Annotated in this window: 4 protein-coding genes; 2 read left to right on the top strand and 2 right to left on the bottom strand. The window is 69.2% G+C overall.

The genetic code is table 11. The features are described 5' to 3' along the window. Positions 1-343: 343 nt before the first annotated feature. Positions 344-745: a peptide-methionine (R)-S-oxide reductase MsrB gene (msrB, locus tag ACERNI_RS04620; protein ID WP_448832169.1), complete on the top strand. Its 402-nt coding sequence runs from the start codon at positions 344-346 to the stop codon at positions 743-745. A 508-nt stretch (positions 746-1253) separates the two neighbouring features. Then, complete coding sequence (locus ACERNI_RS04615) at positions 1254-1652, top strand: hypothetical protein (protein WP_448832079.1); 399 nt, start codon at positions 1254-1256, stop codon at positions 1650-1652. A 276-nt stretch (positions 1653-1928) separates the two neighbouring features. Here the strand turns inward: ACERNI_RS04615 and lepA are convergent, their stop codons facing one another. Together lepA and ACERNI_RS04605 are read right to left on the bottom strand one after the other, a co-directional pair. Next, on the bottom strand, positions 1929-3734 hold the full coding sequence (gene lepA / locus ACERNI_RS04610; RefSeq protein ID WP_448832078.1) for a translation elongation factor 4: 1806 nt from the start codon (positions 3732-3734) through the stop codon (positions 1929-1931). A gap of 265 nt (positions 3735-3999) precedes the next feature. Next, positions 4000-12639: a hypothetical protein gene (locus tag ACERNI_RS04605; RefSeq protein ID WP_448832077.1), complete on the bottom strand. Its 8640-nt coding sequence runs from the start codon at positions 12637-12639 to the stop codon at positions 4000-4002. Positions 12640-13001 lie beyond the last annotated feature (362 nt).

Here is a 13001-nt window from a genome sequence, read left to right as displayed (position 1 = left end):
ATCCGCCATAGCCATGTGGGCCCAGATATCTGCAGCCGCCATCAGCCAGGAAGTCACACCCGCAATCATCGATCAAGCCCTGTTCATGTGGCGCCTGCCATCCGGCTGGCGTCGCCCTGTTGATCTGGGCATCGCGACATCGATACGCCAAATTGGGCGATACAAAGTCATGTCAACGCGTGGTCGGCCCTGTTGGTCCGTCTGGCGCGGCGCAAACCCGTCCCGCCGGACGACAGGAAACCGCAAGCAAAGCCGTTCATGCCATTTCCGGGCCTCCGTAGTATCGTTGCCCGCAAGTGGGGCCTGATCCCGGCAAACAGGCAAGGGAGTTCAGTTCATGTCCATGCAGGACAAAATTTATCCCGTCCAGCACACGGACGCGGAGTGGCGGCGGCTCCTGACGCCGGACCAGTACGCTGTGCTGCGTGGTCACGGCACGGAGCGCCCAGGCAGTTGCGCCTTGCTCCATGAGACGCGGGACGGCGCATTTGTCTGCGCTGGATGCGGCCAAAAATTGTTCTCATCAGCAAAAAAGTTTGACAGCGGCACGGGATGGCCGAGTTTTGACAGTCCTGAGCCAGATTCCATCGATATCAGCCGCGATGAAAGCTATGGAATGGTGCGAACTGAAGTGCATTGCAGCAGATGTGGCGGTCATCTTGGGCACGTTTTTCCTGATGGACCGCCGCCGACCGGCCTGAGATACTGTATAAATGGCGTCGCCACGACCTTCGTGCCGGACTGACGCGCCATTTGGCCCGCTTGTCTGTGGCCAATGGCTGGAGGCTGCCGCGAGATCTGGAGCCAAAATTTGCGGCGGGTGGCGGCGGCGTTGCTGCCCGCCCCGCCGCGCGCCCCCATGGCGGTGGGGACGACCAGGAATATTTTCAGCAATGGCAGGCGAGCCATAAAATACAAATTTATTAAGTATAATTATATATGTTACCGATTCGCTGCTGCCGGGTTGGCGATGGCAAATGGCCAGAGGCGGTGCGCCTGAACTTTGTGCGACCGGCGGGAGCCGCCTCAAGGTAATGCCGCGCGGGCAACAACAGGTCTGAGCCTGGCTCCAGCACGCCATGCGTATTCTGGATGCGCATCCTGGAGCCGATGCGCCGTGTGCCTCGTCGCATGTCAGCCGTGAACTTTTCCGGATCTCGTGCGTTCAACGAAACGTGAACTGGCGCGATGGGCGCCGGTTGCGGATGGCGACCGCACATCATGTCGGGGGCGAGGCATTGAACAATTTTGACATGCGCATTCCTGTCCGGGAGCTGAAAGTGCTGCGATGGCAGGATGGGCGCGTCGTACTGGAATTGCGTTCAGCTTTTGGGTCGGTTGATCCGATCGTCATTGAGGTTTCCGAGGCTGCGATGTCCAGCTTCCGTGAGGAAATAGCTGCTTTCCAACGCCCTGCGCCGGAACGCGCCTCCCTGGCGCCTGCCGCCCGGTCGCTTCCGGCGCAGCCGCCTTCCGGTCAGGCAAGCCATGATGGCGATGGCGAGGCCGGCGCCGATCGGGCCCACCGGGCGCCGTTGGGCGACAGCCGCTTTACCTGGGGCGAGGCGGGCGCCACTGTCCCGGGGACGCCGCCTGATGACAATGATCTCACCGAAGAAGAACTGAACTGGCTGGCCCGTTCAGCGGGCTGATTTTGGCGGGGCCATGTGCGCTGCCGCGCGCGCCCCTGATCCACGCCGCCTGAAAGCGGCCCGCCCAATGTCTCGAAAGCCGTTCCGCGCCAGGCGAGACAATGTTTTCGTGGAGTTGCCCGGAAACCAGGATGCAACGCGCCGCAGCCCACGCCAGCGGCTGCGCGCCAGCGGATCTTCACGCTCCCGACCCGGTTCCCGTGATCTCTGGCCTGTCGCCGGAAATGACGCATGACACTGAAACGCCAGTCTCATGCGCCGGACATTGTCGGGGTCTTACTCGTCCATCTTGAGCGCGGCGATGAAGGCTTCCTGCGGAATCTCCACCTTGCCGAACTGGCGCATGCGCTTTTTGCCTTCCTTCTGCTTGTCGAGCAGCTTGCGCTTGCGCGAGGCGTCGCCGCCATAGCACTTCGCCGTCACGTCCTTGCGCAGGGCGCGGATGGTTTCGCGGGCGATGATCTTGCCGCCGATCGCCGCCTGGATGGGGATCTGGAACAGGTGCTGCGGAATGAGTTCGCGCAGTTTCTCGCACATGGCGCGGCCGCGCATTTCCGCCCGGGTGCGGTGCACCAGCATGGCCAGGGCGTCCACCGGCTCGGCGTTGACCAGCAGCGACATCTTGACCAGATCGCCCTGGCGGTATCCGGAAATGGCGTAGTCGAACGAGGCGTAGCCCTTCGACACGGACTTCAGCCGGTCGTAGAAGTCGAACACCACTTCGTTCAGGGGCAGGTCGTAGACGACCATGGCGCGCTTGCCGACGTAGTTCAGATCCACCTGTTCGCCGCGCCGGTCCTGACACAGCTTGATGATGGCGCCGAGATAGTCGTCAGGCGTCATGATGGTGGCGCGGATCCACGGCTCCTCGATCGACGAGATTTTCATCACGTCGGGCATGTCGGCCGGGTTGTGCAGCTCGATCTGCTCTCCGTCCGCCATGTTGAGCTTGTAGACCACCGACGGCGCCGTCGAGATCAGATCGAGATTGAATTCGCGCTCCAGCCGCTCCTGGATGATCTCCAGGTGGAGCAGGCCCAGGAAGCCGCAGCGGAAGCCGAAGCCCAGCGCCGCCGAGGTTTCCATCTCATAGGAGAAGCTGGCGTCGTTGAGGCGCAGCTTGCCCATGGCGGCGCGCAGGTTTTCAAAATCGGCGGCGTCAACCGGGAACAGGCCGCAGAACACCACCGGCTGCGCCGGTTTGAAGCCGGGCAGGGCGGCCGCCGTCAGGCGGCGCTCCTCGGTGATGGTGTCGCCGACGCGGGTGTCGGCCACCTCCTTGATCGAGCCGGTGAAGAAGCCGACCTCGCCGGGGCCGAGCTGGGCCATGTCGGTCATTTTCGGGCGGAACACGCCGACCTTGTCGACGCCGTAATTCGCGCCCGAGCCCATCATGCGGATGGTCATGCCCTTCTTCAGCACGCCGTCGATGATGCGCACCAGCACAACCACGCCGAGATAGGAATCATACCAGCTGTCGACCAGCATCGCCTTCAGCGGAGCCGTCTCGTCGCCCTTCGGCGGCGGCAGCCTTTTGACGATGGCTTCGAGCACGTCCGGAATGCCAAGGCCGGTCTTGGCCGAGACCGGGATCGCCTCCGAGGCGTCGATGCCGATGACGTCCTCGATCTGCTCCTTGACGCGCTCCGGTTCGGCGGCGGGCAGGTCGATCTTGTTCAGAACCGGCACAATCTCATGGTTGGCGTCGAGCGCCTGATAGACGTTGGCCAGGGTCTGCGCCTCGACTCCCTGGGAGGCGTCGACCACCAGGATGGAGCCCTCGCAGGCAGCCAGCGAACGCGACACTTCGTAAGCGAAGTCAACGTGGCCGGGGGTGTCCATCAGGTTGAGGATGTAATCGCGACCGTCCTGCGCCTTGTACTCCAGCCGCACGGTCTGCGCCTTGATGGTGATGCCGCGCTCTTTCTCGATATCCATGGAATCGAGCATCTGCTCGCCCATGTCGCGCGCCGCCACCGTGCCGGTTTCCTGGATCAACCGGTCCGCGAGCGTGGATTTGCCATGGTCGATGTGCGCAACGATCGAGAAGTTGCGAATGTTGTCAAAGGGATGCGTCGCCATGCTCTCTCTGGGGCGGCTGTCCCGGCGGCAAAAACGCGCCGGCCGGCAATGCGGGGCTCGATGGCCTTTGCATGGGCAATACCAGCGTCGGGCGGCTTCGCCAAGGGCCGCCGCACCAGACGCGCGGCAAAAGAGACCTGGTCAAAGGAGATCTGCCAAAACCGGATGTTACGCCGGTGGCGCGGCTGGAAGGCGTTTGCGCCCCGGGCGGAAACGCTGCTGCGCTTCCGCCCGGGACATCCGGCGCAAGGCGGGCGCTGGCTGCTTACCAGCGGTACTGCAGCGCGAGCGCGCCCTGCCAGGAGGCCAGGCGGTGGGAGAGGGTCGCGCCGCCGCGCAGGTTCAGCGACAACGCGTCGCCAAATTGCGCCGTCACGCCCATCTCGATGCGCGCCTGGTCCTTTGCCGCCGCCGCGCCGATCGCGCCGAAACCGAAGCCGGGCGCGCTGCGGAATGCCGCCGCAAGGTTGCGCCGGGGCGAGAACTCGTGCGCCCACGTCGCCCGCAGCCAGGGCGTCAGCACGCCATTGCCTCCCATGGGCAGGCTGGCGCTGAACTGAAGTCCCGCCAGGCTTTCCATTGAGCGACTCCACTGGCTGCGCACCGCCAGGGCCATGGGCCCGGGCTGACCGTCCAGCAGCGTGGCGCGCTCCCGGAAGGCGTCCACATGCAGCAGCTTGTAGTCGACCCCGACGAATGGCGAGACGCGCAATGCTTCGGTTCCGAAGTTGTAACCGGCTTCGGTTCGCAGATTCAGGCTTTCGGCGTTGAACCTGGCCTGAGCCCGCTCCGTCGGACCGATGCCGGCGAGTGTGCGCTGGCTCTGGAACTGGTGCGCGCCGGCCGAAGCCGTTGCCGCCAGCCAGGCGTCGCCGCGCGCCACGCGGCCATAGATGGCGCCCTGGATGTGCTGGCTGCTGGCGGAGCCGCCCCGTTCGCGCACGCTGAAGCCACCCTGGGCGCTGTTCACCGCCACGCCAAGCAGCCCGCCATTGCCAAACTGGCAGTCGACGCCAGCCGAGAGCGCGCTGTGAAAATTGCGCTGGCTGGCGCTCCCGCCATGGACCCGGTCGCCAGCCTGGCGCGCGCCGCCGCCGCCGGCGCTGGCCCATATCCGGCCGCCGGCGCGCACGCCATGCGCCGCCTGGCCAGCGTCCGTTACGGGGTTGCCGCCGCCAGCGCTGTTTTGCGCCGCCGCCAGCACCTGCTCGCCAAAACCGCTCATGGTCGTGAAGGCGGCCGACTGGCTTGCCGTCAGACTTTCGCCAGACAGGGCGCCGTAGGCCGAGGCCAGTCGCGACAGGGTGGGAATGACGAACAGGCCCGCGGTCACCGGCGAGAATGGCGACCGGTTGGCCTCTGCCTGGATGCGGTTGACCGTCGCGCCGATGGCCTGCTGGTTGAGCGCCAGGCCGCCGGGGAGGAAGTCCACGTCATAGGCGATCGCCATGTCGCCTGTGGCGGGGCGGGTCATACGGAACGCGGCCACCGCGCTGGGGATCGGCTCCAGCGTCAGATCCGTCGCGTCGGAATTGCCCTCCACATGCAGCACGGGCGGCGTCTCGAAGGTTCCAGGACGCGCCGCGCCCGGGTCAAACGGCAAGAGCCGTATGGCGCCCTGCAAGTGAGCCTGGCCTTTCACGTTGATGCGGTCCGCCGCAGCGTCGCCGGGCGACAGCTTGGCGGCGATCAGGCCGCCCTGCATCTGCTCCAGATCGGCGATCAGGTCGGTTGTCATCAACTGGCCAGGGCCGCCCGGCATGATCTCGCCCTGGTTGACCAGGGTTGAACCGGCCGGCATGGCGATGCTGCGCCCTGACCGGAGCACGCCGCTGGCCGCATTCTCAAGCAGGACGGCGCCGCCCTTCAGGTCAATGCTGCCGGTGATGGTTCCGTGGTTGGCGAATTTCAGGTCGCTGGCGTCAATGGAGATCGCGACCCCAGCCGCGCCGTCGCGGGTGAGCAGGTGACCGGCGTTCACGAGCTTGCCGACGCCGCGCGTCGCAATTTCGATGGCCCGGCCGCCCGCGCCGCCTTCGACAGTTCCGCGATCAATGGTGACCGCGACATCGCCGTCAACGCCCGCCCCGCCCTGCGAGATGGCGCGGATGGCAACGCCGCCCGCGCCGGTTGCGCGCACGTCGGCGCTGGTTGTCACGTCGACCGCCGCCGCTCCGGTTCCGCCGGCGCTCTGGGCGAAAATGCCCGTGGCGTCAGCGCCGGTGACGGCGATGGCGCCGCTGTTGCGCACGATGACATCGCCGCCGCTCCCCGCGCCGCCGACGCTGCCGGCGAACCCCGCCGCCAGGCCGCCGCCGCCGCCTGCAGACTGGGCGACAATGCCGTCGCTCCGGTTGCCGGCGGCGCTTATGGCGCCAGCGTTGGCGATGCTGACCGCGCCGCCGTTACCGGCGAGTTGTGCGCCCGTCGCGGCGACGGGTTTTAGTGACGCGACGTCGCGCGACAGGTGCAGGCCGCCGCCGCCGCCGATGGACTGGGCGATGAGGCCGGCGGCCCTGTCGCCAAGGGTGGCGATGGTTGCGGCGTTGTTCACGCTGACCGCGCCGCCGTCGCCACCGCCATTGCCGGTTGCGCCAATCCGCCAGCCAGCCATGGAGGTCGCGCCGGTGGCGACGAGCAGGCCGCCGCCGCCGCCGATCGACTGGGCGAGCAATCCGGTGGCCGCGAAGCCGTCCGTTGCGATGGCGCCGCCCTGAACGATGCTGACCGCGCCGCCCGCGCCGCGCACGCCATCCGCGCCGAGGCGGGCAATGGCCAGCGTCATGTCGCTGCCAGCATGGGTCATTCCAATGACGCCGCCGCCGCCGCCGATGGATTGGGCGATGACGCCCATGGCGCCGGCGCCGGTTGTGCGGATGCGGTTGGCGCTGCGCAGGTCGACGGTCCCGCCGTCCTGCGATCCGGCGGCGGTGCGTCCATCGCTGCCTTCGCCGCCGCCCGCGACCAGATACAGCTCCTGGGCCTCCAGCGTCTGGCTGGCGGTGAGCGCGGTGACGCCGCCGCCGCCGCCGATGGATTGGGCAACAAGGCCGTGGGCCAGCGCGCCGCTGGTATCGAGCGCGCCATTGCCCGGCTCGGCTGTTACCTTGCCGCCGGCGCCGCTGCTGACGCCTTCGCCGCCCGCGAGCAGGACGCCGCCGGACATCAGCGATTTGAGATCAAGGGTATGGGAATTCACCCCGCCGCCGCCGCCGATCGACTGGGCGATCATGGCGGGCGCGTTGTCGCCACTGGTTGTGACGTTGCCGTCGCCGCTGAGCGAAACGCCGCCGCCGTTGCCGCCGGCGCCGCCCTTCCCGCCGGTCGCGCCGGTCAGCAGGCCATTGCTCCCCAGGGAAAGGCCGCCGGTGAAGCTGGCAACTCCACCACCGCCGCCAATGGATTGCGCCATGACGCCGGCAGCGCCTTTTCCGGCCGTCCTGACTGTTCCGCCAAGGTGCAGCGCGACATCGCCGCCACTGCCGCCGACTGCTCCCGAGCCGCCGGTGGTGGAGGTTTCGCCCTTGTCGCCAGTGCTGAGACCGCCAGCGACGGCCACGCCGCCACTGCCGCCGCCGCCGCCGATGGACTGGGCCATCAGCCCCCATGCGATGTCGCCGCTGGTGACAATGCGGCCGGAATTGCGCACCGTGACCGCGGCCGCGTCTCCGCCTGCGCCGCCGGTTCCACCGACGCTGTTCGCCGCGCCTTCCCCGGCCGAGATCGCGCCGGCAACCGTCAGCCCGCCCTGACCGCCGCCGCCGCCAATCGATTGGGCAATGACGCCAGCGCTGGCGGCCCCGGCTGTGGTGATTGCTCCGCTGTTTTCGACATCAACCACGCCGCCGCCGCCGCCCGCGCCGCTGGCCCCGCCGGTAATCTGGCTGAGACTCTTGCCCGCGGCGATGCTGAGACCGCTCGCGAAGCCGCCACTTCCACCGCCCGCGCCGACCGATTGCGCCAGCAGGGCAGTGGCGTGATTGCCTGACGTGATGATGGCGCCGGCGTTGGCGACATTGACAGCATCGCCGTGGCCGCCGCGCCCGGCGGCGCCGCCGCCAACTTCGTTTCTGACGTCGCCGGATGTATTGAATGCCGCCCCGAGGGCAAAGCCGCCGTCGCCGCCGCCGCCGCCAATCGATTGGGCGACCAGCCCTCTGGCCATGTCGCCGTGGGTTTCGATCTGGCCATCGGCGTCCTGAACCACCCGGACCGCGCCAGCATTGCCGCCGCTGGATCCCGCGCCGCCGACCACGCCGTGCGCGTCGCCTGCGAGATTGCCGGCGCCGGCGATGACAAAGCCGCCCTGACCGCCGCCGCCGCCGATGGATTGCGCCATCAGTCCGGTGGCGGCTTTGCCACGGGTGAGAATGTGGCCGCCGTTGCGCGCCAGCACGGCTCCGCCCTGGCCACCGCCGCCGCCGGCCCCCCCGACGCGGGCGGTTGCGGCGTCCTGTTTTGCTTCGCCGTTCTGTTCGCTGGCGGCTGCCTTGCCTCCATGGTCGGCGCCGGACCGCCCGTCCGCATGGGCATCCTGGGGACCGTCAGCTGGCGCGTCATGGCTGGCGCTGGAAAACGCGCCGCTGATGACAAAGCCGCCCGCCCCGCCGGCGCCGCCGATGGATTGCGCCAGCACTCCCATGGAGCCGTCGCCAGTCGTGACGATCCGGGCTGTGTTGATGAGGTTTGCCGCGCCGCCATCGCCGCTGGCGCCGCCAGCGCCAGCCCCCGCGCTGGCGTTCGCCGCCCCATCAAGCGCGACACTGGCGTTGATGACGAAGCCGCCTTTGCCGCCGCCGCCGCCAATCGACTGCGCCATGGCGCCGTGGGCGAGCGCCCCATGGGTTTCGATGCTTCCGCCCGGCAGGTTGAGCGTGACGACGCCCCCCTGGCCGCCGCTTCCGCCGGCGCCGCCTGTCGTGGCGGCGGCCGATTCCGCCGCGAAGGCGAGGCCACCGCCAATGGCGAAGCCGCCCACGCCGCCGCCGCCGCCGATGGACTGGGCGATGACGCCGCCGCCATTGTCGCCGCGCGCCAGCAGCTCCCCGGTGCTGGTGAGCGTGACGGCGCCGCCGTCATTGCCTGCGCCGCCCTGGCCGCCCGTTGTGTCGGTCACGCCCTTTTTGGCGCTGCTGACGGCAAGAGCGCCGGCAAACCCGCCAGCACCGCCGCCGCCGCCGATGGATTGGGCCATGATGGCGGCGGCTCCCGCGCCGGCCACGTTGACATTGCCGGCATTGGCGACGTCAACCGCGCCGCCACGCTGGCCCTGGCCGCCGGCGCCGCCAGTGGCGTTGCTCGCCGCGTCGTCGCCGAGCGACAGGGTTCCGGCGATGGCCAGACCACCCGCGCCGCCGCCGCCGCCGATGGATTGGGCCATAATTCCGTGTGAGGCCTGGCCCAGGGTCGCAATCGTTGCCGCGTTGTCAACGCTGACGTTGCCGCCGTGGCCGCCACTGCCGCCAATTCCGCCGGTGGCGTTGCTGGCGCCCTTCGCCGATGAACTGAAGCCGGCGGCAATGGCCATGGCGCCCGCGCCGCCGCCGCCGCCAATGGACTGGGCCATCACGCCGGATGCATTGGCGCCCCGGGTGTTGACCGCGCCGCGCGTCGAGACGGTGACCGCCTCGCCGCTCGAGCCAGCGCCGCCCTTGCCGCCGGTGGCGTTGGCGGTTCCATCGCCATCGCGACCAAACGCCAGCGCCGCGGCGAAGCCGCCCGCGCCGCCGCCGCCGCCGATCGACTGGGCGAGGACGCCTGCGGCGCCATCGCCTGCGGTCTGGATGGTTCCCTCATGCGTCAGCGTCACCACGCCGCCGCTGCTGTCGGTGACGCCGTCGCCGCCCGTGACTTTGGCCATGCCCTTGCCGCTGGGCGATAGCGCGCCGGCGAGGCTGAGGCCGCCGTCGCCGCCGCCGCCGCCGATGGATTGCGCCGCCACGCCCCACGACAGCGCGCCCTGGGTGCTGATGTTCGCAGTGTTGTTGACAGCAACGCGTCCGCCCCTGCCGCCGCTGACGCCGGAGCCGCCGACATTGTAGGTCATGGCGTTCTGACCGGCGCCGGTGACATTGACAGCCACGCCGCCGCTGCCGCCGCCGCCGCCGATGGACTGGGCCAGAATGCCCGCCGACTGGGCGCCTTCGGTGCTGATGGCGCCGGAGGTGGAGATGGTGACGTCTGAGCTGGCGCCGCCAGCGCCGCCCTTGCCGCCCAAATTCAGCGATATGGCGCGATATTCGCCGCCGCTTCCCGAGCCGGTGAGCCCGCCCGCGCCGCCGCCGCCGCCAATGGATTGCGCCATGACCCCGTGGGCGCGTGCGCCACGCGTGACGAGGACGCCATCTGACGAAACGCTGACGGCGCCGCCCAGGCCACCGGCGCCGCCGGCGCCGCCCAGGTTGAGCGTGACGGCCGTTTCACCGCCGGTCGCGGTGATGGTGAAGGCGCCATTGCCGCCGCCGCCGCCAACCGATTGGGCGAGAATCGCGCCGGAGGCATCGCCGCGCGTGACGATCCGGCCGAAGCTGCTGACAGCGGTCTTGCCGGCGTCGCCGCCCGATCCGCCGGCGCCGCCGAGCGAGACGGACAGGGCGGCGTTTGAACCGAAGCCGCCGGTGCCAGAAAATGCGCCGTTGCCGCCGCCGCCGCCGACGGACTGGGCCAGGATGCCGGCGGCGTTCGGCCCCGCCGTGGCGATCATGTTGTCCATGTGCGCGGCGTCATTGCTGGTGACGCTGACGTCGCCGCCGGCCGCGCCGGTCGCGCCCGCGCCCCCAAGCGACAGCTGTGCGCCAGCCAGCGTGCTGGCGCCTGCGGCCACGCTGAAACCGCCATTGCCGCCGCCGCCGCCAACCGACTGGGCGAGAATGCCGGTGGAACCCGCGCCCGCGCCAGCTTCCACGACGCCGGTGCGGATCGAGCCGGTATTGCGAACCTGCACGGCGCCGCTTGTGTCGCCGGCGCCGCCAGCCGCGCCGAAGGACAGGGCGACCGCCGGACCAGCGGCCAGCGCGGCATCGACCGAAAAGCCGGCGTTGCCGCCGCCGCCGCCAATGCTGGCGGCGGAAATGCCCGCAGCGTGATCGCCTCGCGTGACGATGTCGAGGCGCGTGTTCATGGTGACGGCGCCGGCGCGCCCGCCAGCGCCGCCCTTGCCGCCGAGCGAAACGGCGATGGCCCCGAGGTCTGTCGCCGCCGCCGCCGCGACGGAAAATCCGCCCCGTCCGCCGCCGCCGCCAATCGAGCTGGCGTCTACGCCAGTTGAAAAGGCGCCGGAGGTGAAGATCGTTCCTTGTGAGCCGACAAAGATATCGCCGCCCGCGCCGCCCACGCCGCCATTGGCGCCCAGCGCCACGGCGATTGCCGGCAGCTTGACGCCCGCCGCCGCCGCGATGGCGAAGCCGCCGGCGCCGCCGCCGCCGCCGATCGATTGGGCGGTGACGCCAGCTGAACGGTCCCCGCTGGTGCGGATGGCGGCAATGGCCGCCCCGGCCGGGGCCGAGCAGGTTGCATCGCCGTTGATGCAGACGGCGCCGGCCGACCCGCCGTTGCCGCCCTGGCCGCCCATGGCGATGGCGCCGAGCAGGTTGACGGATATGGCGGCGCCGCCCGCGCCGCCGCCGCCGCCAATCGACTGGGCGGTGACGCCGCCGGAATCGTCGCCGCCGGTGGTGATGTCGCCGGCGTTGGTCACCCAGACCTTGCCACCCTGGCCGCCGTCGCCGCCCGCGCCGCCACGGGGGAAAATGAGACCGCCCGCCGCGCCGCCACTGCCGCCGCCGCCGCCAATTGACTGGGCGACAAGTCCGCCGGCGCCCGCGCCGGTGGTTGTCAGCGTCGCCGCGTTATTGACAATGACGCTGCCAGTCGCGCTGCCGTCCGCGCCGCCGCCGCCGGAGGGAATGACGCCGCCGGCGCTGCCGCCGCTCCCGGCTTTTCCACTGGCGCTTTGCGCCAGGATCGCGGAGGCGCCGGCGCCGGATGTGCTGATGCTGCTGCCCTTTTGGGTATGCACGACCACGGACGAGCCGCGGCTGGCGTCCGCCCCGCGTCCGCCTGTCGGGACGAAGCTGCTGGCGCCGCCGCCGTCGCCGGCGCGTCCGCCCCGGCTGCGCGCCAGGATGCCATAGGCGTTGTCGCCGGAGGTCGTGATCCGGCCCGCATGGCGCACGGTGACGGCGCCGCCGTCTGTCGCCCCGGCGCCGGCGCCGCCGAAGCTGGCGACGCTGAAGCCGGAAGCCTTGCCGCCGGCGCCGCCATCGCCGCCGGCGCTTTCGGCCCAGATGCCGGCGCTGTTGGCCCCGGTGGTGGTGATATCGAATTCATTGTTGACGGCAACGTCGCCCGCCGCGCCGCCGGCGCCGCCATTGCCCGCCTTGTTCAGCCCCAGACCAAGCGAAAAGATGTCGCCGCCATCGCCGCCATTGCCGCCGGCGCTGACGGCAACAATGCCGTGATGGCCATCGCCGTTGACCGTGATGGAGCCCCGGCCCGTTGTGGTCACAGTGACAGCGCCGCCCTTGCCGCCGGCTCCGCCATCGCCGCCGCTGGCGGTAAACATGCCATGTGCGCCGTTGCCGCCGCGGCCGCCCGCCTGGCCCAGATTGCGCGCCTCGACGCCATGGCCGTCGCTGACAATGTGCACGGGCGCCTCGGGAGACCCGTCAAGCCCGATCTGCAGGTCCTGCGCCGTTGTCGCGCCATCGGCTCCGGCGCGGCCCCACAGCAGGAACAGCCCGCCATCCGCCGCCGCCTGCGGCGCGATGACCTTCGAAATGCTGGCGGTTGTTTTCGGGATGGCGGCGCTGACGTTCTCCGGCGTTACGAGCACCGCGCCCAGAACGACAGATGCAACGTGCTTGCGCCCGCGACCGCGCCGCGACTTGCCGGAATTGCTGCCCATGCCAGAACTCTTTCCAGAATACGGGCAGCGACGGGTGAGTGACGAAGATCAGCGTCTCACGTCATCCCGAGTATTTCGCGTGGCCGTAGTATGAATTAAATAAAAGGAATATTTTCTTACAATTTGAACAGTCGATTTTCGCAAATATATTTTGTAAATCATCATGATAATTACTAAATGGATACTATTATTTATTTGATGCTCCGGCGTGACGTTGCGCGACTTCCGGATCACTCTGGAGGTTCTGGCGCCGTGAGGCGTTGTGACATCACGCAAACAAAACGGGCGGGGACATGCCCCGCCCGCGCTGTTGCGCCATGATTTCCGTTGTTTCTCTGGAAACGGCCGGGTTGTCTCGCCGC

The sequence above is a fragment of the Camelimonas sp. ID_303_24 genome (genome assembly GCF_053543495.1).
Note: the sequence above shows the minus strand (reverse complement) of the source record. Positions and strands in the feature narration are given on the sequence as shown.

What these genes read in the sequence shown, in the direction of transcription:
- msrB (WP_448832169.1), top strand. Translation starts at nt 344, where the DNA reads ATGCAGGACAAAATTTATCCCGTCCAGCACACGGACGCGGAGTGGCGG.
- ACERNI_RS04615 (WP_448832079.1), top strand. Translation starts at nt 1,254, where the DNA reads ATGCGCATTCCTGTCCGGGAGCTGAAAGTGCTGCGATGGCAGGATGGG.
- lepA (WP_448832078.1), bottom strand. Translation starts at nt 3,734, where the DNA reads ATGGCGACGCATCCCTTTGACAACATTCGCAACTTCTCGATCGTTGCG.
- ACERNI_RS04605 (WP_448832077.1), bottom strand. Translation starts at nt 12,639, where the DNA reads ATGGGCAGCAATTCCGGCAAGTCGCGGCGCGGTCGCGGGCGCAAGCAC.